Genomic DNA, 26,743 nt, shown 5'->3' with positions numbered 1-26,743 from the left:
GGGGACGTTGCGCTAAACGCCGCTCATGCTCAAATACCCGCGTACCGTACTGACAACGCTATCGGCAAAATCGTCGACATTGACCTTCGCCGCGCGGTACTTCCAGCGTTTCACGTACCAGTCCTGGAACAGGGCCAGGCAGTGCGCGGCCAGCAAGGTGGGGTCGCCCTGCGGCTTCGGCGCGATTTCGGCGATGGTGGCGGCGATCAGGGTCTGCACATACAGTTCCGAATTCTTCGCCATGCTGCGCTGCTCCACCTGCAGCACGCGCGAATCCATGAAGACAAAATAAAACCACGGCTGCAGCACTTCGGACAGGTAGATCGACGAGCGTATCATCGCCTCCAGGCGGTCCAGCGGCGACTTCACGTCCGCAAACAGCAGCGGCAAGGCTTGCGTGGCGTGGCGCACCACGTCCTCGATCATCTCGGCCAACTGATCCTTGCTGGTGATGTAGCCATACAGGCCGCCCATCGACAGCCCCGTCTCGCGGCACAGGTCGCGCAAGCTCATGGCGCGGAAACCCACGTCATTGGCCAGGCGGAAGGTGGCGACGAAGATGCGCTCAAGATTTTCCAGCGCCGGCTTGCGGCGCTTGACGCCGATGCGTTCCGCGTGGCGGTCAAGAATATATTCCCAGATGTTTTCGCCATTTAAAGGCGTCATCTGCTGAAACTGTTCAAAATTAAAATGGGTCGACAAGTGCATTCCCAAGTAACGGTGTATGAGCAATGTAAGACAGCGCCTGGTCGGCGCTGCAAGACGGCGGGACGGCGGATGCCGGGCCGATTATAGCTCAGGAAAACAACTATTTGACTTTTCAACTATGCAATGGGCGCATAAGCAACGCCAAATTCCCACAGTTATTGCGCTGCATCATGCAATTCACTGCAATTTAAATCCAGCAATGCTACATTCAAGAAACCGAGCGCTCGCTATTTTTAATGCATCGAGAATGTACAGGAGCGCACGGTTCATCGCTACAGCATCGACATTTCCATATTATTCAAATAACGGAGACAAAATGAAGACTCGCTTCTGGCAACTGCTATCCACCCTACTCCTCACCCTCGCCATCCTGCCCGGCAGCGCCGGCGCCGCCGGCTACACGCAAACGAAATACCCGATCGTGCTCGTGCACGGCCTGTTCGGCTTCGACAAGCTGGGGCCCGTCGAATACTTCTATGGCGTGCCCGACGCCCTGCGCAGCGGCGGCGCGCAAGTGTATGTGACCACCGTCTCGGCCGCCAACAGCACGGAAGTGCGCGGCGAGCAGCTGCTGTCGCAGGTGCGGCAAATCCTCGCCGCCACGGGAGCGGCCAAGGTCAATTTGATCGGCCACAGCCACGGCGGTCCCACGGCCCGCTATGTCGCGTCCGTACGGCCTGACCTGGTGGCGTCCGTCACCAGCGTGGCCGGCGTCAACAAGGGCTCGAAAGTGGCCGATATCCTCAGCGGCGCCATTCCCAATACCAGTAGCGCGCTGGGCAACGCGCTCGCTTCCCTGATCGGCATTTTGTCGGGCAACAAGGGCTTACCGCAAAACGCGGGCGCCTCGCTCGCGTCGCTGTCCACGGCCGGCTCGCTGGCCTTCAACAGCCGCCACCCGCAAGGCGTGCCCACCTCCGCCTGCGGCGAAGGCGCCTACCAGGTGCAAGGCGTGTACTACTTTTCGTGGAGCGGCGCGCAACCGTACACGAATGTGCTCGACGTGGGCGACCCGGCCCTGGCGGCCATCAGCCTGGCCTTCGGCGGCGTCAAGAACGATGGCCTGGTCAGCAGCTGCTCCAGCCACCTGGGCAAGGTGATCCGCGACGACTACGCCATGAACCACCTCGATGAAGTCAACCAGTTCGTCGGCATCGTCAACCTGTTCGAGACGAACCCCGTCACGGTCTTCCGCCAGCAAGCCAACCGCCTGCAAGGCCTGGGACTGTAAAGGAGCAGCGCATGCACGCGAAATGGATCATCGGCGGCAGCCTGGCGGCCCTGGCCCTGTACCTGGCGCTGCGCCCCGGAGAGCCGCCCGCCCCGCCGCCCGAAAAGGCGGAACCGGACCTGTTCGCGTTCGTGCGCTCGATGCAAGGCACGCGGCCCGACGGCAACGTGACGGTGGCCGCCGGCGACAAGCTGGTGGTCGACGCGGAACTGGGCCACCTGTTCGACTACTACCTGGCGGGCCTCGGCGAAAAGCCGCTGGCCGCCATCCGCAGCCAGATCGAGGCGGAACTCGACAAGCGCCTGGCGCCCGTCCCCGCCCGCGAAGCGAAGCGCCTGCTGGGCGCTTATCTGGCCTACAAGCAGGCGCTGGCCGGCGCGGAACAGGCCTTGCCGGCGCAAGCCGATCCCGCCCTGGCGGCGCGCGCGCGCCTGCAAGCGATGCGCGCCCTGCGCGGCAATTATTTTACGGCGGAGGAAAGCGCTGGCCTGTTCGGCGCCAGCGACGCGTATGACGACGACGCCGTGGCGCGCATGGCCATCCTCGGCGACAGTTCGCTCGACGAGGCGCAGCGCCAGGCGCAACTGGCCGCGCTGGACCAGAAGCTGTCACCGGCCCAGCGCGATGCGCGCGACGCACCGGCCAGGGTGGCGCAGCTGGACGCCTCGGTCAAGGCCTTGCGCGCCCAGGGCGGCGGCGAGAATGAAGTCTACCGCCTGCGCGCGGCCACCTTCACGCCGGCGGCGGCGGCGCGCCTGGCGGAACTGGACCGCGAGGAATCGCAGTGGCAGCAGCGCATCATCGCTTACCAGGCACAGAAGGCGCAGCAGGCCGGCCTGCCCGGCGGGGCGCAGGATGCGGCGGCCCTGCAGCAATTGCGCGACGCCAGTTTCACGCCGGAGGAGCAGCGCCGGCTGGGTGCCTACGAATAGCGTTCAAGCCAGCCGCGCCAGCAAAGCTGCCGCCGCCATCACGTCCGTGGTGTCGCGTCCCTGGCGGTAGCCGGCATGGATCGGGGCCAGCACGGCATGCGCAGCGGCGGCGCGGCCCTGCGCCTGCATCACGGCAGCCAGGCTGGTGGCGCAGCGCAGCTCCCAGCCCGGCGCCTGCTGGCCCCGGGCCAGCAGCAGCGCTTCTTCCAGCTGCACGCGCACCGCTTCCAGGCCGGCCGCATCGTCTTGCGCCAGCGCCCGCCAGCGGTGGTGCGCATCGCGGCGCAGCACTTCCGGCGCGCTCCATGGCGCCAGGCCCGTGCGCGCGCGCCGCAGCGCCTGACTATCGGCGGCCGCGTCGTGCAGGGTGGCCATCAGATCGATCTGTATTGGCCAGCTGCGCACCGAAGGCCAGGGAAACTCCGTCACCGTATCGCCCGCGTCGAGCAGCCGCTGGTAGGCGGCGCCCCAGGCGCTCCAGTACAGCAAACCATAGCGGGCCGCATGCTCGCACAGCAGGCAGGTCCAGGCATGCGCCAGCCCCCGCTGCCCGCACCACAGGGCGACGGGAATGGCATTGATGGCCAGCGCCACGCACAGCGTGACGCCATTGTGCCCGAAGCCCACCGTCACCGCCTCGCGCGCCAGCGCCAGGGCGTCGTCGGGGCAGCCCTGCATCCACAGGCAACGCGCCAGCGTGCCGCGCAGGCAGACCTGGTGATCGGCCAGCAAGGCATTGTTGAAGCCGAGCTGTCCGGCGCCTTCGGGATGCGCGAGCACCATGCGCGCCAGCGCCGCCGACTCCGCGTACCGTCCGCGCAAGTACTCGCCCGCCGAACGCATGCGCGCCAGCACCAGGCGCATTGCCATATCGTCGCGCGCTTCGCACAGGACGGCCAGCTGCTCCACGTAACCGTCGGCGCGCTGGAAATCGGCCAGCTTCAGGCTGCAGACCCACATGCCGCAAATCGCATCAAAGCGGCGGCTGTCATCGTCCATGCGCATGGCCAGCGCATAACCGCGCTGAAACGAACGCAGCATGGTGCCGGTGACGCCCTGCGTATGCAGCAGCAGGTGCGCCAGCGACGCATGCAGCTGCATCTCGCTGCCGGGGTCGTCCAGCGCATGCGCGGCCATGCGCTCGAGCGCCCGCTCGACGCGCACGCGGTATTCATCCATCAGCGACAGCTGATAGAACAGGGTTTGCGCAGCCAGGGTCAGCGCCACGCCCAGCGCCACGTCGCCCTCCTCGCCGAAGGCCCAGTCGATAGCGGCGCGCAAATCATCGACATGGCGGCCGTAGCGCGCGCTCCAGTGGGCCGGCGGCATGTTTTCCCAGTCGGCGGCGATGCGTCCGGCCAGGCCCAGGCAATGGCGCGCATGGCGCAGCAGCACGGCGCCGGCATCCCCGCCCGCCGCCAGCTGCGCGCTAGCATACGCGCGCGTGGTGTCGAGCAGCCGGTAATACACGTGCTGGCGGCAAAATTCGATGCTGACGAGGGACTTGGCCGCCAGGTCGGCCAGCGTGTCGAATATGTCGCAGCCCGCCACGGCGCTGGCCGACTCCAGGCGGAAGCGGCTCTTGAACACGCTCAGCGCCTGCAGCACCTGGCGCTCTTGCGCGTCGAGCAGGCCGTAGCTCCAGTCCAGCGTGGCGCGCAGGGTCTGGTGGCGCAAGGGCATGTTGCGCGCGCCGCGCGTGAGCAGGCGAAAGCGGTCGTCGAGCTGGCGGCGCAATTCGTGCAAGCCGAAATGGCCGATGCGCCCGGCCGCCAGCTCCAGCGCCAGCGGGATGCCGTCGAGGCGCCGGCAGATGTCCACCACCTCCGGCACATCGGCGTCGGCCAGCACGAAAGCATCGTCGACGGCCGCGCAGCGTTCGCAAAACAGCTGCACCGCGGCGAAATGGCGGGCCGCCGCCGCATCGGGCACGGCATCGGCAGGCGGCAATTCCAGCGCGGGCAGGCGCTGCAGCTGCTCGCTGGTGATGCGCAGCGGCTCGCGGCTGGTGGCCAGCACGTGCAGCAGCGGCGCGCCCTTGAGCAAGGCGTCGGCCAGCGTGGCGGCCGCGCCGATCACGTGCTCGCAGTTATCGAGCACGATCAGCATGTGGCGCGGGCGCAAATAGGCCAGCAAGACCGGCATGGCGTCGCCGGCCGGCACCGCCATCCCCAGCGCCGTGGCCAGCGCCAGCGGCACCAGGCGGCCCTCGTCCAGCGGCGACAGGTCGACGAAACACACGCCGTCGGCATAGCGGCGCAGCACGCGCGTGGCCAGGGCGACGGCCAGGGTGGTCTTGCCGATGCCGCCCGGACCGGCAATGCACAACAGGCGCAATTGCAGCAGCTGGTTGGCCATCGTTTGCAGCACCTCGGCGCGGCCCAGCATGCGCGTCAGCATGACGGGCAGGTTATGCCGCGGCTCGGCGCCCGCCGCACCGGGCGCCGGCCGGCCCGTGTGCGCCAGCGGCGCCAGGAAGCCGTAGCCGCGCCCGGGGATGGTGGTGATGTAGCGCTGGCCGTCGCGGCCATCGCCCAGCGCCTTGCGCAGCGCCGCCAGGTGCACGCGCAAGGTCGCGTCGTCGACCACGGCATTGGGCCAGACGATGCTCACCAGTTCATGCTTGTCGACGATGTCGCCGGCGCGTTCCAGCAGGGCCAGCAGCAAGTCCATGGCCCGGCTGCCCAGGCGCAGCGCGCGATCGCCCTCGAATAGCACGCGTTCTAGCGGCAAAAGGCGAAACGGGCCGAATACATAGGCCGGGACGGGACTGTTTATCATTCTTGCGTGGGGGAGAAAGTGTTAAAGCATGCGGCTTGCAGTGGCCATATTCTACTGAGCATCCACGCCAGGCCGCATGGCGCCATGTTTCGGCGCTGTTACATGGCCGGCCGGCACGCCGGCGGCCAGCAGTGCGGCCACGTCGGACGCGCACGCCGGGCGGTGCAGGTAAAAGCCCTGCACCTGCGGGCAACCCAGCCGCCGCAGCCGCGCCAGCTGCCGGGCGTTTTCCACGCCTTCGGCCAGTACCTGCAAACCCAGGCCGCGCGCCAGCGCAATGGTCGAGGCGACGATCACAGTGTCACTATCTGCGCTGCCCAGGTCGCCGATGAAGCAGCGGTCGATCTTGATGGTGTGAATCGGCAGCATCCTGACGTGGCTGAGCCCCGAATGGCCGGTGCCATAGTCGTCGAGCGATATGGCCAGGCCCAGCGCGCGCAACTGGCGCAATACCTGCGTTGCCTGCGCCATATCGTCGATGCAGCAGCTTTCCGTCACTTCCAGTTCCAGCAGGCCGGGCGCGATGGCGTGGCGCCGCAGGCAGCCCAGCACGAAGTCCGGCAAGTGCGGCTGGCACAGCTGGCGCGCCGAGATATTCACCGCGACAGGCACCAAAGGTAGGTCCGCCGCGCGCCACTGCGCCAGCTGGCGGCAAGCCGCGTCGATGCCCCAGTTGCCCAGCGCGACGATGGCGTCAGTCTGCTCGGCCAGGCCGATGAATTCGTTCGGATAGACCAGGCCGTGGCGCGGATGCTCCCAGCGCAGCAGCGCTTCCAGGCCGACCAGGCGCAGCTGCGCCGTATCGAACTTGCCCTGGTAGTGAAAGCGGAATTCGCCGCCGGCGATGGCGCCGTCCAGGCGCGCCTGCAATTCCCGGCCGCGCGCCGATGCCATCGGCTTGCCGCCGCGCCCATCCCGCGCCCGCCACAGCACGGCGCAGCCCAGCGCCAGCGCCGCCAGTGCCACCTGCAGCACGTGACGCGGCTGCGCCCCGTCCAGCCAGATGCCCAGCAGCAAGCAGGCGGCCAGCACAGCGCACAGCAGCGCCCGCGCGCGCGGGCCGTGCCAGAACCTTGCCAGGCGCGCCACTAGGCCAGCAGGCGCGGCACGGCCGGCGCGCTCCGGCGCGGCAAGGCGTCAGCCGGCCCCTGGCGCAGCCGGAATACGCTGACCACCCGCAGCAGGTTCGCCGCCTCGCCTTCCAGCGACTGCGAGGCGGCCGCCGCTTCCTCCACCAGGGCGGCATTCTGCTGCGTCACTTCGTCCATCTGCACCACCGCCTGGCTGACCTGGCCGATGCCCGTGCTTTGCTCGGCGCTGGCGGCCGTGATGTCGGCCACCATCTGGCTCACGCGCCCCACGGCCGCCACCACGTCCTGCATGGTGGCGCCGGCCTGCGCGACGAGGGCCGCGCCCGCGTCGACCTGCCGGGTGGAATTGGCGATCAGGGCGCGGATATCGCGCGCCGCCGCCGCGCTGCGCTGCGCCAGGCTGCGCACTTCCGTCGCCACGACGGCAAAGCCGCGCCCCTGCTCGCCCGCGCGCGCCGCTTCCACGGCCGCATTCAGGGCCAGGATATTCGTCTGGAAGGCCAGCATGTCGATCACGCCGATGATGTCGGCAATCTGCGCCGACGAGGCGCTGATGGCGTCCATCGTGTGGATCACCTGCCCCACGGCGTGCCCGCCCGCGCCGGCGATGTTCGCCGCTTCGACGGCAAGCACGCTGGCATGGCGCGCATTGTCCGCGTTCTGCTGCACGGTGGAGCTGAGTTCCTCCATGGCCGACGCGGTCTGTTCGAGCGAACTGGCCTGCTCCTCCGTGCGCGAGGACAGGTCGCTATTGCCGGCCGCGATCTGCGACGAGGCCGTGGCGATGGTGTCGGTGCCGCTGCGCACCCGCTGCACGATGTCGAGCAGGTTGCCGTTCATGATGCACAGCGCGTCGAGCAGTTTGCCCGTTTCATCGCCGCCGTGGCGGCCGAAGACCGAAGTCAGGTCGCCGGCGGCCACGGTCTGCGCCACCGTCAGGGCATGGCGCAGCGGATCGACGATGCTGCGCGTGACCAGCCAGGCCGTGACGAGCGAAAAGAACACGGCCAGCGCGCTCAGCGCCAGCATCATGTTGCGCGCCGTGGCGTACTCATGGCGCACCTGGGCGCCCGCCTCCTCCATCAGGTCGTGCTGGTGTGTGATCAGGCTTTCCAGCGCCGCCATGTAGCGCAGCTGGTCGCCGCGCACCGTACCGAGCAGCAGCGCCGTCGCTTCGTCGCGCGCGCCCTCTTCCAGCAGGGCCAGCACCTTGTCGCGCCCGCCGTTGAACGCGGCGCGCGCCTGCGTCACGGCCGCCATCAGCGCGCGGCCCTGCGGCGACAGCACCACCTTTTCCAGCTGCGCCAGGCCCTTTTCCGTTTCGCCGCCCGCCTGGGCGATGGTGGCGCGTTCCTGCGCCAGCTGCTGCGGTTCCGTCATCAGCAGCAGGTTGCGCGAGGAGCGCGCGATGATGTTGACATTCTTGATGATGTCGTTGGCCAGCACGGTTTTCGGATATTTATCATCGATCACGTCGCGCATGCGCAGCTCCAGGCTGGACAGGCGCAGCATGCCCAGCGCGGCAGTCGCCAGCAGCAGCAAGGTCAACAATGCAAAGGAGCAGCGCAGGCGCGTGCCGATTTTCATATTTGCCATCTTTATTCGCATCCTTCAGTGTGGTGCATCGGTGATCGCGCCGGGCTCGCATGCAAGGCTGACGGCAATGGCTGCCGCCTGCCACGAATGGCCGGACGCAGCAGGCGGAGGGGTCAGCCGGGGTGTGGCCGAGGCGGGAACAAGGGCGGTACGGCAGGCAGTGTGAGTTATCTCACAAGCAATGTCGCGTTAAGTTTTGAAAAGATTTGCTTAGATGGCAAAACAGCTATTTATATAACGCTGTTTTTTTAATAAGTAGAAACCGCAGTGCGCGCCTGTGCGCGCATGCAAGAACGGCCGCGCAAGGCGGCCGTCCGAAAGGGTGCGCTGGCGCCGTCAATCCGTCAGAACACTTCCCACTCGTCGTCGCGCGGCGCGCTCTGGCGCGCGGACGGCACGGCATGCAGGGCCGGGCGGCCCGCCGTGGGGCGTGATGCAGGACGCTTCGGCGCCGCGCTGGCCACCGCGGCGCGCGGCGCGGCCGGCCTGGCGTTCGCGTTAGCGCGCGCGGCCGGCGCCTGCGCACCATCGAGCTTGAAGACGCTGACCACCTGGGCCAGCTGGCCCGATTGCTCCTGCAGCGATTCGGCCGCGGCCGCCGCTTCTTCCACCAGGGCCGCGTTTTGCTGCGTCACCTGGTCCATCTGGCCGATGGCCTGGTTGATCTGGTCGATGCCCGAGCTTTGCTCCTGCGTGGCCAGGCTGATTTCCGCCATGATGTCCGTCACGCGCTGCACGCTGGAGACGATTTCGGCCATCGTGCTGCCCGCTTCGGCCACCAGCTTGCTGCCCGCATCGACGGCCACCACGGAGTCGCCGATCAGGGTCTTGATTTCTTTCGCTGCGCCAGCGGATCTTTGGGCAAGATTGCGCACTTCCGTCGCCACGACGGCAAAGCCGCGCCCCTGCTCGCCCGCGCGCGCCGCCTCGACTGCCGCGTTCAGGGCCAGGATATTCGTCTGGAACGCGATGCCGTCGATGACGGAAATGATGTCGACGATCTTGCGCGAGGAGTCGTTGATGGCGTCCATGGTCTCGACCACCTTGCCCACCACGGCGCCGCCCTTCACGGCCACGCCCGAGGCGGAGAGCGCCAGCTGGTTCGCTTGCTGGGCGTTGTCGGCATTCTGCCGCACGGTGGAGGTCAGCTCTTCCATCGACGACGCCGTCTCTTCCAGCGAACTGGCCTGCTCTTCCGTGCGCGAGGACAGGTCCAGGTTGCCGCTGGCAATTTCCGACGACGCCGTGGCGATGGTCTCCGTGCCGCCGCGCACCTGGCTGACGATGTTGACCAGGCTGGAATTCATGTCTTTCAGCGCCTGCAGCAGCTGGCCCGTTTCTTCCGTCGTGTGCACCTCGATATGGCTCGTCAGGTCGCCTGACGCCACCGTTTGCGCCACTTTCACGGCCGAATTGATCGGCTGCGTGATGGCGCGCGTGATGTAGGCGGCGCAGCCCATGCCCACGGCCGAAGCCAGCAAGCCCAGGATGACCATCAGGCTTTCCGAGCGGATCACGGCCGCGCTGCCTTCCTTGACGCTGGCGTCGGCCACGCCGTTATTGAGCTTGATGATCTCGTTGAGGGTCGCTTCGGCCTTGCTGAACAGGCTGCGCGAATCCTGGTACTGCTTGTAGAAGGCGACGAACAGCTCCTTCTGCCGCGGCTCGTCGCGGTTGTCGGCCAGCTGGCGCAGGATGGCGCGCACCTTGTCGTCATCGCCCTTCCAGGCGGCCCACTCCTCCAGGAAGCGCTTCCACAGCACGGCTTCCTCGGGCGTTTGCGGCAGCGGCTCGTACAGCTTGCGGCCCGCCTCGATATTCGTCCAGGCCTTGGTGCGCAGCTGCAGCGCTTCCGCGAACTTGTCCTGTGCCTGGTAATTGTTTTCATAGATGGCGGCCGTCAGGGTGGCGGCGGCGACGGCCGTCTGGCCTTCGTTCATCATCATCAGGCCCTGGATCGACGGCAGGCGCACCACGCCGATTTCATTGACGGCGTTGCCCACGGTGGCGATGCCCGTGTAGCCGCTGATGCCCACCACCAGCAAGGCCACCATCATCACGGCGACGAGCGTCGCCAGCTTCCATTTGATCAGTAAATTCTTAAACATGGCTAGGTCCTTTATAAAGTCACGACGACTGCTGGCGAGGTTGGGGCTGGCATGTTCGAGTAAAACAGCTGACACTTGTATAAAGGTGGCGGGGATAGGGCGTACGCTTCGTTACAATTGGCGAGAATTCATAAGGGGAAGCATAGTGGAAAATACACGCGCTGGCTGCTACATACTTGATACAAGACAAGATTTATTTCTTTACTGTGGCGCGTGTTGCACAGCAGCGAAAAAAAAAGGCCCGGCGCCCCGTTTTGGTGCAAAAAAATCCCCATGTAGCACTATTGGCTACGCAGTTGATAGTCGTATAAGATGAGCAACAAGCAAACAACAGGCAGACCATGGCTTATCCTATCGAACACAAACTGGTGATCGGGGTCGCTTCCAGCGCCCTGTTCGACCTGGCCGAATCGCACCAGGTCTACCTCGACAACGGCCCCGAGGAATACCGCAAGTACCAGGAAACGCATATCGACACGGTCTTGCCGCGCGGCATGGCCTTCCCCTTCATCCGCCGTTTCCTGAACATCAACAAGCACTATCCGCGCCAGTCGCCCGTGGAAGTGGTGCTGTTTTCGCGCAATTCGCCGGAAACGGGCTTGCGCGTCATGCACTCGATCGCGCACTACGGCCTCGATATCTCGCGCGCCGCCTTCATGACGGGCAAGTCGCCCTACCCCTACCTGCCCGCCTTCAACGCCTCGCTCTTCCTCAGCGCGAACGAGGACGACGTGCGCAGCGCCCTGGCCTGCGACTATCCGGCCGGCCTGGTGCTGCCGTCGCGCACGGAAGACGATGAAAACGACGAGGAACTGCGCGTTGCCTTCGATTTCGACGGCGTGATCGCCGACGACGAAGCGGAAACCGTGTTCAAGCGCAACAATGACGTCGATGAATTCCACGCCCATGAAACCCTGAACGTGGGCACGCCGCACCGCCCCGGCCCACTGGCCGACCTGTTCCAGAAGCTGGCCACCATGCAGCGCCTGGAAGAAAAGGCACAGCGGCGCGACCCCGGCTACAGAAAGATCCTGCGCATCGCCATCATCACGGCGCGCAACGCGCCCTCGCACGAGCGCGTCGTGACGACCCTGAAAAGCTGGGGCGTGGCGGCCGACGAGACGTTTTTCCTCGGCGGCATGGACAAATCGCGCGTGCTGGCCGTGTTCAAGCCGCATATCTTCTTCGACGACCAGTTGAGCCACCTCAAATCGGCGGGCGGAACCATCCCGATGGTGCATGTACCGTTCGGGATTGCAAATATCCGTGCGGGCGATGGTCTATAATCTCGCCTGTCAGCGCCGTCACTGGCGGCGCGGCGCGCATCACAGCTGTCCCACTCAACTGCCTCTGCCACTAGTGTCATCGCCTGCATGTCCTTAGACTTAACAAAAGCCCTCCCCAAGCCCGGCAACCGCTACGCGCTGCCCGCCCTGTATGGTTCATCCGACGCCTATGCCCTGGCGCTGGCCGCGCTGGCATTGAAAGCGCGGGGCCAGATGCTGGCCGTGGTGGTGGCGCAGGCCAGCGACGGCCAGCGCCTGCTCGATGAAATCCCCTGGTTTGGCGGCAAGGAACTGCGCTGCCACCTGCTGCCGGACTGGGAAACCCTGCCCTACGACGCCTTCTCGCCGCACCAGGACCTGGTCTCCGAGCGCCTGGCCACCCTGCACGAAATCCAGACGCGCCAGTGCGACGTCTTGATCGTGCCGGCCACCACGGCGCTGGTGCGCCTGGCGCCGCCGTCCTTTTTGGCCGCCTACACCTTCTTCTTCAAGAAGGGCGAAACGCTGGACGAAGCGCGCCTGAAGTCGCAGCTGACGCTGGCCGGCTACAGCCATGTGTCGCAAGTGATGTCGCCCGGCGAATACTCGGTGCGCGGCGGCCTGCTCGACCTGTTCCCCATGGGCTCGGCCCTGCCCTACCGGCTCGACCTGTTCGGCGACACCATCGAGACCATCCGCACGTTTGATGCCGACACCCAGCGCTCGCTGTATCCCGTGCATGAAGTGCGGCTGCTGCCGGGGCGCGAATTCCCCATGGATGAAGCGGCGCGCACCACCTTCCGCAACCGCTGGCGCGAACAGTTCGAGGGCGACCCGTCGCGCTCCGTCGTCTACAAGGACATCAGCAGCGGCATCGCCTCGGCCGGCATCGAATACTATCTGCCCCTGTTCTTCGAACAGACGGCCACCCTGTTCGACTACCTGCCGCCCGACGCCTCGCTGGCCCTGGTGGGCGAGATCGACGCTGCCATCAGCCGCTTCTGGACCGATACCCAGTCGCGCTACCGCTTTTTGAAGGCCGACCGCGAGCGGCCGATTTTGCCGCCCGAAGCGCTGTTCCTGTCCGACGAGCAGTTCTTCGGCCTGGCCAAGCCGTATCCGCGCCTGGCGATTGCGAAGTCGAACGACGCGCTGGCGTCCGAACTGTCGGCGCCGATTCCCAACATCGCCGTCAACCGCCGCGCCGACGACCCGCTGGCCAACCTGCGCAGCTATCTGCTGCAAGCGGGCCGCCGCGTGATGATCTGCGCCGAATCGAACGGCCGCCGCGAAACCCTGCAGCAGTACTTCGCCGAATACGATCTGCACCTGACACCCGTGGAAGGCAGCGACGGCTTTTTGCAGTCCGATGCCAAGCTGATGCTGGGCGTGGCGCCGCTGCACGCGGGCTTCGAATTGTTCCGGCCCGAGGGCAATCTGGCCTTCATCACGGAAACCGAACTGTATGCCGGCTCCGGCCGCCGCGTCGGCAGCAAGAAACAGGAAGGCGTGACGCAGGTCGAGTCGATGGTGCGCGACCTGTCCGAGCTGAAAATCGGCGACCCCGTCGTGCACATCAACCACGGCATCGGGCGCTACATGGGCCTGACCAGCATGGACCTGGGCGAAGGCGAGACGGAATTTTTGCACCTCGAATACGCCAAGGACACGAAACTGTACGTGCCCGTGTCGCAGCTGCATGTGATCTCGCGCTATTCGGGCGCCTCGCCGGAAGACGCCCCGCTGCACTCGCTCGGCTCGGGCCAGTGGGAAAAAGCCAAAAAACGCGCGGCCGAACAGGTGCGCGACACGGCTGCCGAGCTGCTCAACCTGTACGCCCGCCGCGCGCTGCGCCAGGGCCACTCGTTCGAATTCTCGTCGCACGACTACCAGCGCTTCGCCGACAGCTTCGGCTTCGACGAAACGCCGGACCAGGCCGAAGCCATCCACAACGTCATCAAGGACATGACGTCCGGCAAACCGATGGACCGCCTCGTGTGCGGCGACGTCGGCTTCGGCAAGACGGAAGTAGCGCTGCGCGCCGCCTTCATCGCCGTCATGGGCGGCAAGCAGGTAGCGATACTGGCGCCCACCACCCTGCTGGCCGAACAGCATGCGCAAACCTTCGCCGACCGCTTCGCCGACTGGCCCGTGCGCATCGCGGAATTGTCGCGCTTCCGCACCGGCAAGGAGATCACGCAAGCGTTCAAGGGCATGGCCGACGGCACCATCGACATCGTCATCGGCACGCATAAACTGCTGTCCGATGACGTGAAGTTTACCCGTCTGGGCCTCGTCATCATTGACGAAGAACACAGGTTCGGCGTGCGCCAGAAGGAAGCATTAAAGGCCTTGCGCGCGGAGGTGGACGTGCTGACCCTGACGGCCACGCCGATCCCCCGCACCCTGGGCATGGCGCTGGAAGGCTTGCGCGACTTTTCCATCATCGCCACGGCGCCGCAAAAGCGCCTGGCCATCAAGACGTTCGTGCGCAGCGAGGGCGAAGCCATCATCCGCGAAGCATGTTTGCGCGAACTCAAACGCGGTGGCCAGATCTACTTCCTGCACAACGAGGTGGAAACCATCCAGAACCGCCTGGCCATGCTGACGGAACTGCTGCCCGAGGCGCGCATCGCCGTGGCGCACGGCCAGATGCACGAGCGCGACCTGGAAAAGGTCATGCGCGACTTCGTCGCCCAGCGCTTCAATATTTTGCTGTGCACGACCATCATCGAGACGGGCATCGACGTGCCGACGGCGAACACCATCATCATGCACCGCGCCGACAAGTTCGGCCTGGCGCAGCTGCACCAGCTGCGGGGACGGGTGGGCCGCTCGCATCACCAGGCCTACGCCTACCTGCTGGTGCACGACGTGCAGGGCCTGACGAAACTGGCGCAGCGCCGCCTGGACGCCATCCAGCAGATGGAAGAACTGGGCAGCGGCTTTTACCTGGCCATGCACGACCTGGAAATCCGCGGCGCCGGCGAAGTGCTGGGCGAGAGCCAGTCGGGCGAGATGACGGAAATCGGCTTCCAGCTGTATTCGGACATGCTCAACGAAGCCGTGCGCTCGCTGAAAGCGGGCAAGGAGCCGGACCTGGCCGCGCCGCTGGCGTCGACGACGGAGATCAACCTGCACGTGCCGGCCCTGCTGCCGGCGGACTTCTGCGGCGACGTGCACGAGCGCCTGTCGATCTATAAACGCCTGGCCAACTGCGCCACGCAGGAAAAGATCGACGATATCCAGGAAGAGCTGATCGACCGCTTCGGCAAGCTGCCCGACGCCGTCAAGGCCCTGGTCGAGACGCACCGCCTGCGCATCGCCGCGAAAACCGTGGGCATCGTCAAGATCGACGTGCATGGCGAGGCGGCCACCCTGCAATTCATGGCCAAGCCGCCCATCGACCCGATGCGCATCATCGACCTGATCCAGAAAAACCGCCACATCAAGCTGCATGGCCAGGACAAGCTGAAAATCACGGCCGCCATGCCGGACCTGGCCGCGCGCGTGACGCAGATCAAGACCACCATCAAGCAATTGACGGTGTAGACCATTTCGACCATTTATGCAGGCCTGACCCATGACCAATACCAAGACCATCACCATGAACCTGATCCTGCAGGGCCTGGACGGCGACAGCGCCCGTCTCGAGCGTATCGCCGCGCTGGCCGCGCCCACGTCCGTCACGCGCCTGGGTCCAAACGCCGTGCGCTGCGAGCAGATCGCCTATTCGCCCGCGCTGCGCCCCACCATCGAAGTGGCGGCCCAGGCGGCGCAGCTGGACGCCACCTACATGATGGGACAGCGCGAACTCAGTGAATTCAAGCTGGTGGCGATGGACATGGATTCGACCCTGATCACCATCGAGTGCATCGATGAAATCGCCGACATGCAGGGCCTCAAACCGCAAGTGGCGGCCATCACGGAAGCGGCCATGCGCGGCGAACTCGATTTCGCGGCCAGCCTGAAGCAGCGCGTGGCCCTGCTCGAAGGCCTCGATGCGTCGGCCCTGCAGCGCGTCTACGATGAACGGTTAAAACTGTCGCCGGGCGCGGAAACCATGCTGGCGGCCGTGCAGAAGGCCGGCCTGAAAACGCTGCTGGTGTCGGGCGGCTTTACCTTCTTCACCGAGCGCCTGAAGGAACGCCTGGGCCTCGACTACACGCACGCGAACGAACTGGAAATCGTCGACGGCAAGCTGACGGGCAAAGTAATTGGCGGCATCGTCGACGCCGAGGAAAAGCAGCGCACGGTGGAACGCGTGTGCGCCGAGATGGGTATTGCGCCATCGCAAGCCATCGTCATGGGCGACGGCGCCAACGATTTGAAGATGATGGGCATCGCCGGCCTGTCCGTGGCCTTCCGCGCCAAGCCCGTGGTGCGCTCGCAGGCGGACGTGGCGCTGAACTTCGTGGGCCTCGACGGCTTGCTCAACGTCTTGTCCTGAGCCGGTGCCAGGCGGTGCGCGCACGATGGCATAAGTTTGCTATATTGCAAACTTACGCGCATCCCGCCAGCCCACCGTGAAAGAACACCGCATGCCGCCCTCGTTGCCCGAAGAGATACAACGCCACCTGGACTTGTTTGTTGCTGCCGCGCAAAACGCCTTTGGCGCCGACCTGGCCGCCGCCGTACTGTTTGGCTCGGCCGCGGACGGCCAGTTGCGCGCCACGTCCGACGTCAACCTGCTGTTGCTGCTCAAGCGCTTCACTCCGCAGGCGGCCGACGCGCTGCGCAGCCCCTTGCGCCTGGCGCACGCCGCCATCGATTTGCAGGTGATGTTCCTGCAAGAAAACGAACTGGCCGATGCCGCCGACGCCTTCGCCGTGAAGTTTGCCGACATCATCGCGCGCCACCGGGTCTTGCTGGGCAATGACCCTTTCGCCAGCCTGCGCACCAGCCGCGACGCCATGCTGCGCCGGCTGCGGCAAGTGCTGCTGAACCAGCAGCTGCGCATGCGCGAACGCTATCTGCTCCTGAGCGTGAACGAAGAACAGCTGGCCGGCGCCATCGCCGACGCGGCCGGCCCCCTGCGCTCGGCCGCCGCCTCGCTGGCGCAGCTCGAGGGCAAATCTGCGCTGTCCGGCAAGCAGGCGCTCGAAGCGTTTGTCGACCAGCTGGGCGAACCGGCCCTGCACGCCGCCCTGCAAGCCATGTCAAAGGCGCGCGAAACGGCGCGCCTGGCGCCGGGGCAAGCCCTGCCCGCCTTCACGGGCCTGATGACGATTACCGAACGCCTGCGCGAGCACGCGGAGACCATGCGGTGAACGGCGTCAATCCGTTCGACTGGAGCGGGCCGTGGTTCCTGCTGGCCTACCTGGTCTTCGGCACGCTCGTGTACTACGGCGTGCGCGAGCTGCTGATCCGCCAGGAATTGCGCAATCCGCACGCCCAGCTGTCGCTGGCCGACGATCCCTACCGCATCGCCTTCTTGCGCGGCGGCGCCCTCGAAGCCGTGAAGATCGCCGCCATCGTGCTGGTCGACCGCGGCTTGCTGCGCGCCGACGGCCCGCTGCTGGAAACGGCCAGCGCCGACAGCCTGCGCTTCGCCAGCCATGACATCGAACGCGACGTGCTGCGGCTGTACCTGGGCCGCCAGGGCCACAGCAGGGAACTGGCCGTGCAGGCCGAGATGCTGCCATCGTGCCGCGCCTACCACGACACCTTGACGCAGCAGGAATTGCTGGTCGGCCCGCCGCTGCTGCGCCGGCGCGAACGCCTCACCTGGGCCGCACACTGGCTGCTGGTGACGGTAGCCGGCGTCAAGGCCGTCATCGCCATCAGCCGCCAGCACTACAACCTGCTGTTCCTGGCGCTGCTGCTGGCGATTTTTCTCCTCATGCTGCGCGGCTTGCGCACCCACGCGACCAGCTGGAGCGCGCAGCGGCTGCTGACCGACCTGCGCATGCTGTTTGGCCGCCTGAACATGCGCGCATCGCGCCTGCAGGCGGGCAGCAACAGCGCCGACATGGCGCTGCTGGCGGCCATCTTCGGCATGGGCGCCCTGCCGCCGTCGGTGTACGCGTATGTCGCCGAGCTGTACCCGGCGCCCCGGCAAGGTACGGGCAGGGACTCGTCGTCCGGCGGCACGGGCGACTCGTCATCGGGCGGCGGTGATGGCGGCGGCGATGGCGGCGGCAGCGGCTGCGGCGGTTGCGGCGGTGGCGGCGGCTGTGGCAGTTGAGTTGGGGGCAGCGCGCGACCGTGTCGGCCTGGGCTGGCGCGGCGAGCTGGCTGCCGGCATCCTGTCCCACCTGGCGCGGATCGACGTGCTGGAAGTGATCGCCGACGATTATTACCATGCCTCGCGCGCCGGCATCGCCGCCCTGTGCAGCCTGGCGCGCCAGGTGCCCGTCAGCCTGCACGGCGTGGGCATGGGGCTGGCCTCGACGATACCCGCCGACCCGCGCCGCCTGCAGGCGATGGCGCGCCTGATGAAACAGGTGCAGGCGGAATCGTGGTCCGAGCACCTGAGTTTCGTGCGCGCCGGCGGCGTCGAGATCGGCCACCTGGCGGCGCCGCCGCGCACGCCGCACAGCGCCGCCGGCGCCATCGCCAATATCGGGCTGGCCACGCGCATCGTCGGCAGCGCGCCGCTGATGGAAAACATCGCCACCCTGGTGCAGCCGCCCGCCAGCACCTTGGACGAAGCGCAGTGGCTGACGCGCATTCTTGACGGCGCGCAAGTGCCGCTGCTGCTGGACCTGCATAATCTGTATGCGAATGCCGTCAATGCGGGCGAGTCGCCGCCGGCACTGCTGCTGCGCCTGCCCCTGGACAGGGTGGGCGCCGTGCACCTGAGCGGCGGCCACTGGATAGCTGCGCCGGGCGGCGGCCAGCGCCTGCTGGACGACCATCTGCACGATGTGCCGCCCGAAGTGTTCGCTTTATTGACCCTGCTGGCGCGCCATGCGCCCCAGCCCCTGACGGTGATCGTCGAACGCGACGGCAATTACCCGTCGTTCGAGCACGTGCTGGGCCAGCTGGAGCTGGCGCGCGCGGCCTTGCGCGCGGGGCGCAGCGCATGAGTTCTCCCGCGCTGGAAACCTATCTGGCCAGGCTGTACACGGACGACGCCGTGCTTGGCGCCTTCCTGCTCGCGCCGCATGCGCAAGCCTTGCTGCACGGCTTGTCGCCGCAGGAAGCGGAGGCGATGGCGGCGATGGACCGCGTCGGCCTGCAAATGGCGGCGGCCAGCTATCGCGCCAAGCGCGCCGGGCGCGCCGGACATGGCCGCCAGGCCCGGCCGGCGCAGCGCTGGTGGCGCCGGCTGCTGGCAGGCTGGATCTGACGCTCTACAACTGCCATAGCCGCAGCGGCAGCAAGCCCCACCAGGCCAGCACCAGCAGCAGTTGCAGGGCCGCCAGCAAGGCCACCCAATCCCATTTCGCCCACAACCCCGCCTCGGCCGCCGTACCGCGGCTGCGCCAGCAGCGCGCCAGGCCGAATGCCGTGGCCAGCGGCAGCGCGCCCGTCACCATTGCCAGCAGCACGCTGGCGATGGTGGCGTCGCCCAGACGCAGGTAGGACTGGAAATAGAAAAACGGCAGCGGCAGGAGCAGCGCCAGCAGCGACAGCAGGGGCGCGAACAGATGGTCGCCCCGTCCCAGGCTGCGCAGCGCGGCGCGCCAGACACCCACCACCAGCACGTACAGCAAGCCGGCGGCGCCCAGGGCCAGGCTGCCCCACAGCACCAGCATGCGCAGCATCGATACCCGCTCATAGCTGCGCAAGCCGTCGCTGAGCACATGCTTGCCATCCTCTTGCATCAGCACGTGCGACGGCGTGCTGCGGTCGCTGGCGCGGAACAGCAAGCCGCCCACCGGTTCCAGCTCCTTCGGCTCGCCCTGGAACGGGATCAGGAACAGCGATTCGCCATCCCATTTGACGCGCGTAAAACCGAAGACGGCATCGACCCAGGCCATGCTGGCCATGGGACTGGGCGACGGCACGTAGACGCCCTGCCAGTTTTCCACCGTGGGCGCGGGCGTGCCCTGCGGGGCCGGCGCGCGCAGGGGCAGCTCCAGGTCGCGCAGCAGCAGGCGGTTGAAGCGTTCATAGTCGGCTGCTTCCGCATCCGTATTGAAGGCCACGAAGAAGGCGCTTTTCTGTTCAGGATAAAGGCACAGCATGGCGCGGAAACCCACGGCCGTGCCGGGGTGGCAGGCGCCCACCACATTGTGGCGGTCGCGCACGGCCAGCGCCAGGCCGTGGCCCGTTGCCAGTCCCGCCTGCGCCGCATCCGTGCCGGCCGGCTCGGACAAGGCGCCCATCAGCGCCAGGTCGATGAAGCGCTTGCCCTGCAGCTTGCCGTCGCCCATTAAAAATTGCGCCAGCTTGGCCATGTCGGCCGCCGTGGTGGTAAATTGCGCGGCCGGACGCAAGTACTGGGGCACGGCCGGCTGCGCCACGCCATGCTCGAAGTGGCCCATCGCCAGGCGCGGGTCCGCCTGCGCGCCCGCCTGCGTGCTCATTTGGGTGACAAAGGTAAACGTGCTGTCCGCCATACCCAGCGGCTGCAGCAGCTGCGCATCGAGATAGCGTTCATACGGCTGGCCCGTGACCTTCTCGATCACCATGCCCAGCAAGCCATAGCCCATGTTCGAGTACGCGTAGCGGCTGCCGGGCCGGGCGCGCACGCGCAGCAGCTTGCGTCCGCCGTCAAAAGCGGCGGCCAGCGGGGTCTGCGGCGCCGGATTCAGGCTGAATGCCTGCCAGAAGCGCACATTATCGAGGCCGGACGTGTGCGCCAGCAGGTGGCGGATGCGCACGGGGTCGCTGGCCTGCCACGGGTTGTTCAGCGCCAGCTCGGGCAGCACCTGCTGCAGGGGCGTGTCGAGCGTGAGCTTGTCTTCGCTGACGAGGCGCAAGACGCCCAGCGCCAGCGCCACCTTGCCCACGGAACCCACCTGCATGCGGGTGTCCGCCTGCATCGGTACTTGCTTGGCGGTATCGCGCAGGCCGGACGCGCCGACTTTGACTGTGCCATCGGGCAAGACTTCGCTCCAGACGGCGCCCGTCAGGCCCTCTTCCTTCAAGCCGGCGGCAAACTCCGCCTCCAGGCTGTCGCCGGCGGCATGGGCCACCGTGGCGCACAGCAGCAAGGCCGGCGCGGCGCGCCGCAGCCAGGACCTGGCCCGCGCGGCCAGGGTGGCATATTGATTTCGTTTCAACAATGTATTCTGCCTTTTTGCATGGACTGCGCTCCCGCGCCGCTTTGCTTGTTACAATTAAAAATTGAGCAACGGCGGGAGATTTCATGTCACAAGATATTGTTTTGGATACCCAACTCCAGCAAACCAAAAACCTGGCCTGGTGGTTGTACCTGATACATGGCGCCAGCTTTGTGTTTTCGCTGGGCGCGTTTTCCTTCATTCCGCTCATCATCAATTACGTGAAGCGGGACACGGCGGCCGGGACCTTCGTCTATAGCCATCACAGCTGGATGATCCGTTCCTTCTGGTGGTATGTAGCCTGGATCGTCGTCGGCGCCATCCTGTGGGTCACCATCATCGGCATTCCGCTGGCCTTCCTCGTGTGGGGCGTGGCCTGGCTATGGAAAGCGTATCGCTTGCTGCGCGGCTTCATCGACCTGAACAACAACACGCCCGTGCCCATGTAAGGACTTGCGGGCAAGCCATCGTGCTTGCCCCGCTGCCGCTACATCGCCGCGAACGCCCGTTCGATATCGGCGATCAGGTCTTGCGGATCTTCCAGCCCCACGTTCAGGCGCACGAGCTGGCCCGGCAACTGCCAGCCCTTGCGCATGGCGGCGATGCGGTACGGCATCACCAGGCTGTTCGCGCCGCCCCAGCTGTAGCCAATCTTGAACAACTGCAAGGCATCGACGAAGCGGTCCGTCTGCTGCTCCGTGTAGCGGGCATCGAACAGCACGGAAAACAGGCCGCCCGCGCCCGTGAAATCGCGCTGCCAGATGGCGTGGCCCGGGCAATCTTCGAATGCCGGATGCAGCACCGTGGCAATCTCCGGCCGGCCCTTGAGCCAGGCGGCCACCGCGCGCGCACCCCTGTCGTGGGCGTCGAAGCGCAGCTTCATCGTCGGCAAGCCGCGCAGCACCAGATAGGCGTCGTCCGCCCCCACGCCCATGCCCAGACGCATGTGCGCCTGCGCCAGGCGGTCGTGCAGCGCCCGCTCGCGCGTGATCAGGGCGCCCATCAGCACATCGGAGCCGCCCGACTGGTATTTCGTCAGCGCCTGCATGATGATGTCCACGCCCAGGTCGAAGCCACGCAGGGCCAGGCCGGCCGACCAGGTATTGTCCAAAGCCACCAGCACGCCGCGCGCATGGGCTGCCGCGCAGATGGCGGGCAAGTCCGGCACTTCCATCGTCACGGAGCCCGGTGCTTCAGTCCAGATGAGCTTGGTATTGTGCTGGATCAAGCCGGCGATGCCGGCGCCGATGAGCGGATCGTAATAGCGGGCCGTGATGCCGAAATCCTGCGACAGCCAGCGGCCCAGTTCGCGGTTCGGGTTGTAGATGTTTTCGGGAAGCAAGACATCGTCGCCCGTTTTGAGCAAGGCGAAATCCGCCATGGCGATGGCCGCCAGGCCCGACGGCGCCAGCAGGCAGTGATTCCCCCCTTCGATCCCGGCCAGCCGCGCTTCCAGCGTGAACGTGGTGGGCGTGCCGTGCAAGCCGTAGGTGTAGGCGTTCTTCTCTTTCCAGTCGCCCGAGCGCATGGCCGCCACGTCCTTGAACAGCACGGTCGACGCGTGATGGATGGCGTTGGGAAAGGCAGCAAAGCCTTGCGGCGCCTGGTAATCGCTGTGGATCAGCGCGGTTTGCGGAGATTTGGGTGTGGTCATGGCGTCAGGAAATAAAAAAGGCGGATCAGCCTGTGCTGATCCGCCTTGATTGTAAGGGCTTATGCCCTTGCCTGCCGTACGTATGACAGAGTGTTACACCTGCATAAAATTTTTATTCTGCGGCGCCCCACAGGTCATGCGCATCCGCGGACGTGATGGTCACGTCGACGAATTGACCGACCGCCAGCTTGCGGTGCGGTTCGAACGGCGGTTTTACATACACGACGCCGTCGATTTCCGGCGCGTCGGCGGACGAGCGGCCCACGCCGCCCGAGCGGGTGACTTCATCGATCAGCACGCGCACGGTCTTGCCGACCTTGGCTTGCAGGCGTTTCTTGGAAATTTCTTCCTGCAGCAGCATCACGCGGCCGCGGCGCTCTTCGCGCAGCTCTTCCGGCACGGGATTGGCGATGGCATTGGCCGTCGCGCCTTCGACGGGCGAATAGGCGAAGCAGCCGAGGCGGTCGATCTGCGCTTCCTTGAGGAAGTCGAGCAGATACTCGAATTCCGCTTCCGTTTCGCCAGGGAAACCGGCGATGAAGGTCGAGCGGATGGTCAGGTCCGGGTTGATGGCGCGCCAGGCCTGGATGCGGTCGAGGTTTTTCTCGCCGCTGGCCGGGCGCTTCATGCGCTTCAATACGTCAGGATGCGCATGCTGCATCGGGATGTCGAGGTAGGGCAGGATATGGCCGCCGCTCATCATCGGGATGATCTGGTCCACGTGCGGGTACGGATACACGTAGTGCAGGCGCACCCAGGCGCCGTAGGACTTGGCCAGCTCGCCCAACGCTTCCGTCAGCTGCGTCATGTGGGTCTTCACGGGACGGCCGTTCCAGAAGCCGGAGCGGAATTTCACGTCCACGCCATACGCCGAGGTATCTTGCGAAATCACCAGCAATTCCTTGACGCCCGACTTGAACAGGTTTTCCGCTTCCATCATCAGTTCGCCGATCGGGCGCGAAACGAGGTCGCCGCGCATGGACGGGATGATGCAGAAACTGCACCGGTGGTTGCAGCCTTCGGAAATTTTCAGATACGCGTAGTGCTTCGGCGTCAGCTTGACGCCTTGCGGCGGCACCAGGTCGAGGAACGGCGCATGCGGTTTCGGCAGGTGCAAGTGGACGGAATCCATCACTTCGGCCAGCGCGTGCGGGCCCGTGACGGACAGTACTTTCGGGTGCACCTTCATGATGATGTCGTCGCCGGCAGCATCTTTCTTGGCGCCCAGGCAGCCGGTCACGATCACTTTGCCGTTTTCCGCCAGCGCTTCGCCGATGGCGTCGAGCGACTCTTGCACGGCAGCATCGATGAAACCGCAGGTATTGACGATCACCAGATCGGCGCCAGCATAGGATTTCGCCGTTTCGTAGCCTTCGGCGCGCAGCTGGGTCAGGATTTGCTCGGAGTCGACCAGCGCTTTCGGGCAGCCGAGCGAGACAAAGCCCACTTTCGGCGCCGCACCTGGCATGGCCAGCATGGCCTCGGGCTGGGCGGAAGGAACGGGAATACGGTGAATTTCAGACATAGTTGGCAGCTAGTAATATGGTGAGGCGAATCGGCTATTGTACCCCGAGCCGCCCCTTGCTGACAGAACTATGCTGTTTTGATGACGCAGATACAACTCCCGGGCGATCGAATCACCCGGTGAGCATGTGGCATTGATTACTTCTTGTCGCTTGGAGGAACCGGCGGCACAAACGGGAAGGTGCCGAACAGGTTCTTGCTCTGGCTTTGCATCTGTTCCTGCATCTGCACGAACAGGCTCTTGCTCTGGTCGATGTAGTTGTTCATCATGCCTTGCATCATCGGGCCCTGGACATTCATGAACTGGGTCCACATTTCCGGGCTGAATGGCTTGCCTTCGAAACTGCCGGCCGAGGTGCCCGTGAATTTGTGCTGGATATCGGTGAACGCCTGCACGTTCTTTTCCAGGTAGGATCCCATCATGCCCTGCATGGCGTGGCCATAGTAGCGGATGATCTGCGACAACACGCTGCTCGAGAACATGGGCGCGCCGTTCGCTTCCTCTTCCAAAATGATCTGCAGCAAGATGCTGCGCGTCAAATCTTCATTGGATTTGGCATCGACGACGGTAAACACCTCATTGTCCAACACCAGCTGCTTGACGTCCGTCAAGGTGATGTAGGAACTGGTTTGCGTGTCGTACAGACGGCGGTTGGGATATTTTTTAATCAGGCGGTCTATACTTTTTTTTGCACTACTCATCACAAGTTCCACTTATTGCGCCGCAGCGCATACTGAGTTAATCCGAAAAAAAAGCGAACGTGGGTCCGCTTTCGCACCTGCCTACGTTTTCCATTATAGAGTGGAAAACGGCTCCATTGCACATCAGGGTAGTAGATTCCCGCATTTATTGCAACGCAACTAAAAGTAGATTCCTGACAAGACCGGAGTTTACCCCGGTCTTGCCCGGCAAAACGCTTTGTGACTTAATCCGCCCTGACTTTAACATACCGCCCCGGCGCGGGCTCGATTGCCGCGTGGCGCTTGTTGCCCGGCTTGCCCGGCGCCTTCACCTGCGCGCCGCCGTGTTCGGCCAGGAAGGCCGCCCATTCGGGCCACCAGCTGCCCACGTGTTCGGTCGCGCCTTCCATCCATTGCTCGGCAGTCAAGGGCCTGGATTTCGCCGTGCGAGGCTTGTCGTTGCTCCAGTAGCTGCGCTTTTTCTTCGACGCCGGATTGATCACGCCGGCGATGTGGCCCGAGGCGCCGAGGATAAAACGGTTGGCTTTCGGTTTTTTCGGGTTCAGCAAAGCCGTGCTGGCGTAGGCCGCGCCCCAGGGCACGATATGGTCTTCGCGCGAACCGTAGATGAAAGCGGGCGCATCGATGCTGCTCAGGTCGACCTTTTCGCCTGCCACCGTCAGCTTGCCCGGCACTTTCAGGCTGTTTTCCAGGTAAGTATTGCGCAAATACCAGCAGAACATGGGGCCTGGCAAGCCCGTGCCGTCGCCATTCCAGTACAGCAAGTCGAACGCGGGCGGTTCCTTGCCTTTCAGGTAATTCGACTGCACGTAATTCCACACGAGGTCGTTCGGCCGCAGGCTGGAAAAGGTGCTGCCCAGGTCGCGCCCGGACATCAGGCCGCCCTTGGCCAGCGTTTGCTCGCGCAGCGCCACTTGCGGTTCGTCAATAAAGACGTCGAGCGCGCCCGTATCGCAGAAATCGAGGAAGGTGGTCAGCAGTGTCAGGCTGGCGGCCGGATTCTCGCCGCGCGCCTTGAGCACGGCCAGCGCCGTCGAGACGATGGTGCCGCCCACGCAAAAGCCGAACATGTTCAGCTTGTCCTGGCCGGAAATATCCTGCGTGACCCGGATGGCTTCGATCACGCCTTGCTCCACGTAATCGTCCCACGTCAGGTGCTGCATGCTCAGGTCCGGATTGCGCCAGGACATGAGAAACACGGTATTGCCCTGCTCCACCGCATAGCGCACGAGCGAATTTTCTGGCTGCAAGTCAAGGATATAGAATTTATTGATGCATGGCGGCACCATCAACAGGGGCCGCTGGTGTACCGTGGCGGTGCTTGGCGTGTACTGGATCAGCTGGAACAAGGCGTTTTCAAACACCACCGTGCCCGGCGTGGTGGCCACGTTGCGGCCCACCTCGAAGGCCGATTCGTCCGACTGCGAAATGCGGCCCTTCTGCATGTCGGCCAGCATGTTCGTCAAGCCCTTGGCCAGGCTCTCTCCCTTGGTTTCGATCAGGGTTTGCTGGGCGTCAGGATTGGTGGCAAGAAAGTTGGCGGGCGACATGGCGTCAACGATTTGCTGTACCGCAAAGGCAATCTTTTGCTTCTGGTGCGGCGTCGCTTCCACGGCATCAGCCATGGCGGTGAGAAACTCCGCGTTCAGCAGGTAGGTGGCCGCGTTGAAGGCCGACAGGGGGCTGGCATGCCAGGCGGGCGCGGCGAAGCGGCGGTCTTTCAGCTCCGGCGACTTGCCGGCCATAAAGTCGGCCCACAAGCCCGTCAGCTTGGCCACATAGGCATTTTTCAGTTGCTCGATCGCTTCCGGCTTGATGCTGGCGCCCGCATCCTGCAAAATACCGGCAATCGGATTGCCCTGGGGCTGCGGCACCATGTTGAACCACGTCTTCCACTGCTCAGGATTGCTGATCTGCGCCATCCATTCCTTGGTCATCGCTTGAGGATCGGGCATATTCATAGATAGTTAAGTCC

The 26,743-nt window shown here is 65.2% G+C and carries 20 protein-coding genes; 10 read left to right on the top strand and 10 right to left on the bottom strand.

Going from position 1 to position 26,743, the window contains the following annotated elements:
- Positions 1-12: 12 nt before the first annotated feature.
- Positions 13-666: a TetR/AcrR family transcriptional regulator gene (locus tag IGS61_RS10210; protein WP_230539479.1), complete on the bottom strand. Its 654-nt coding sequence runs from the start codon at positions 664-666 to the stop codon at positions 13-15.
- Between the two features lie 358 nt (positions 667-1,024).
- On the opposite strand from IGS61_RS10210, the gene IGS61_RS10205 reads away from it, so the two are divergent.
- Positions 1,025-1,939: a lipase family alpha/beta hydrolase gene (locus tag IGS61_RS10205; RefSeq protein ID WP_230539478.1), complete on the top strand. Its 915-nt coding sequence runs from the start codon at positions 1,025-1,027 to the stop codon at positions 1,937-1,939.
- A gap of 11 nt (positions 1,940-1,950) precedes the next feature.
- A complete protein-coding gene (locus IGS61_RS10200; protein WP_230539477.1) occupies positions 1,951-2,871 on the top strand; it encodes a lipase secretion chaperone in 921 nt (306 codons plus the stop codon).
- A 3-nt stretch (positions 2,872-2,874) separates the two neighbouring features.
- Here the strand turns inward: IGS61_RS10200 and IGS61_RS10195 are convergent, their stop codons facing one another.
- From IGS61_RS10195 to IGS61_RS10175, 4 genes are all read right to left on the bottom strand, one after another.
- Positions 2,875-5,589 carry an ATP-binding protein gene (locus tag IGS61_RS10195; protein ID WP_230539476.1) on the bottom strand — a complete coding sequence of 905 codons (2,715 nt, stop codon included), beginning with the start codon at positions 5,587-5,589 and terminating at the stop codon, positions 2,875-2,877.
- 114 nt (positions 5,590-5,703) lie between these two features.
- Entirely contained in the window at positions 5,704-6,741 is a 1,038-nt protein-coding gene (locus tag IGS61_RS10190) for a putative bifunctional diguanylate cyclase/phosphodiesterase (RefSeq protein WP_230539475.1), read from the bottom strand.
- Positions 6,741-8,339 (bottom strand): methyl-accepting chemotaxis protein, encoded by a 1,599-nt coding sequence (locus IGS61_RS27950; RefSeq protein ID WP_329958050.1) that lies wholly within the window; start codon positions 8,337-8,339, stop codon positions 6,741-6,743. The genes IGS61_RS10190 and IGS61_RS27950 overlap by 1 nt, the downstream gene beginning before the upstream one ends.
- A 344-nt stretch (positions 8,340-8,683) precedes the next feature.
- Positions 8,684-10,447, bottom strand: coding sequence for a methyl-accepting chemotaxis protein (locus IGS61_RS10175; protein ID WP_230539474.1), 1,764 nt, complete (start codon positions 10,445-10,447; stop codon positions 8,684-8,686).
- Between the two features lie 341 nt (positions 10,448-10,788).
- Here IGS61_RS10175 and IGS61_RS10170 point away from each other — a divergent pair, with 341 nt between their 5' ends.
- The 7 genes from IGS61_RS10170 to IGS61_RS10140 all read left to right on the top strand — a co-directional run bounded on the left by IGS61_RS10170 (position 10,789) and on the right by IGS61_RS10140 (position 19,006).
- Positions 10,789-11,733 (top strand): 5'-nucleotidase, encoded by a 945-nt coding sequence (locus IGS61_RS10170; protein ID WP_230539473.1) that lies wholly within the window; start codon positions 10,789-10,791, stop codon positions 11,731-11,733.
- A gap of 87 nt (positions 11,734-11,820) precedes the next feature.
- On the top strand, positions 11,821-15,264 hold the full coding sequence (gene mfd, locus IGS61_RS10165) for a transcription-repair coupling factor (protein WP_230539472.1): 3,444 nt from the start codon (positions 11,821-11,823) through the stop codon (positions 15,262-15,264).
- Positions 15,265-15,319: 55 nt separating this feature from the next.
- Positions 15,320-16,162, top strand: coding sequence for a phosphoserine phosphatase SerB (gene serB / locus IGS61_RS10160; RefSeq protein ID WP_230539644.1), 843 nt, complete (start codon positions 15,320-15,322; stop codon positions 16,160-16,162).
- Positions 16,163-16,253: 91 nt separating this feature from the next.
- The gene (locus IGS61_RS10155) at positions 16,254-16,982 is read left to right on the top strand and encodes a nucleotidyltransferase domain-containing protein (protein WP_230539471.1); all 729 of its coding nucleotides are present in this window, start codon (positions 16,254-16,256) and stop codon (positions 16,980-16,982) included.
- Positions 16,979-17,899: a TIGR04222 domain-containing membrane protein gene (locus IGS61_RS10150; RefSeq protein ID WP_230539470.1), complete on the top strand. Its 921-nt coding sequence runs from the start codon at positions 16,979-16,981 to the stop codon at positions 17,897-17,899. The genes IGS61_RS10155 and IGS61_RS10150 overlap by 4 nt, the downstream gene beginning before the upstream one ends.
- Entirely contained in the window at positions 17,889-18,743 is an 855-nt protein-coding gene (locus tag IGS61_RS10145; protein WP_230539469.1) for a DUF692 domain-containing protein, read from the top strand. Before IGS61_RS10150 ends, IGS61_RS10145 begins: the two co-directional genes overlap by 11 nt.
- Positions 18,740-19,006 (top strand): hypothetical protein, encoded by a 267-nt coding sequence (locus IGS61_RS10140; protein ID WP_230539468.1) that lies wholly within the window; start codon positions 18,740-18,742, stop codon positions 19,004-19,006. Before IGS61_RS10145 ends, IGS61_RS10140 begins: the two co-directional genes overlap by 4 nt.
- 4 nt (positions 19,007-19,010) lie before the next feature.
- On the opposite strand, the gene IGS61_RS10135 is transcribed toward IGS61_RS10140, so the two are convergent.
- Positions 19,011-20,888, bottom strand: a complete 1,878-nt coding sequence (locus IGS61_RS10135) for a serine hydrolase domain-containing protein (RefSeq protein ID WP_230539467.1) — start codon at positions 20,886-20,888, stop codon at positions 19,011-19,013.
- 86 nt (positions 20,889-20,974) lie between these two features.
- Here IGS61_RS10135 and IGS61_RS10130 point away from each other — a divergent pair, with 86 nt between their 5' ends.
- Positions 20,975-21,337, top strand: a complete 363-nt coding sequence (locus IGS61_RS10130; protein ID WP_230539466.1) for a DUF4870 family protein — start codon at positions 20,975-20,977, stop codon at positions 21,335-21,337.
- Between the two features lie 38 nt (positions 21,338-21,375).
- Here IGS61_RS10130 and IGS61_RS10125 read toward each other — a convergent pair whose 3' ends face one another.
- From IGS61_RS10125 to phaC, 4 genes are all read right to left on the bottom strand, one after another.
- Positions 21,376-22,542 (bottom strand): cystathionine beta-lyase, encoded by a 1,167-nt coding sequence (locus tag IGS61_RS10125; protein ID WP_230539465.1) that lies wholly within the window; start codon positions 22,540-22,542, stop codon positions 21,376-21,378.
- A gap of 112 nt (positions 22,543-22,654) precedes the next feature.
- Complete coding sequence (rimO, locus tag IGS61_RS10120) at positions 22,655-24,010, bottom strand: 30S ribosomal protein S12 methylthiotransferase RimO (protein WP_230539643.1); 1,356 nt, start codon at positions 24,008-24,010, stop codon at positions 22,655-22,657.
- 194 nt (positions 24,011-24,204) lie between these two features.
- Positions 24,205-24,768, bottom strand: coding sequence for a polyhydroxyalkanoate synthesis repressor PhaR (gene phaR / locus IGS61_RS10115; RefSeq protein WP_219116002.1), 564 nt, complete (start codon positions 24,766-24,768; stop codon positions 24,205-24,207).
- 224 nt (positions 24,769-24,992) lie between these two features.
- Complete coding sequence (phaC, locus tag IGS61_RS10110) at positions 24,993-26,729, bottom strand: class I poly(R)-hydroxyalkanoic acid synthase (RefSeq protein ID WP_230539464.1); 1,737 nt, start codon at positions 26,727-26,729, stop codon at positions 24,993-24,995.
- Between the last annotated feature and the right edge of the window lie 14 nt (positions 26,730-26,743).

The organism is Janthinobacterium sp. FW305-129, from assembly GCF_020858115.1.
Lineage (GTDB): Bacteria > Pseudomonadota > Gammaproteobacteria > Burkholderiales > Burkholderiaceae_D > Janthinobacterium.
The sequence above is the reverse complement of the archived record's forward strand: the minus strand, read 5'-3'. Positions and strand labels throughout refer to the sequence as shown.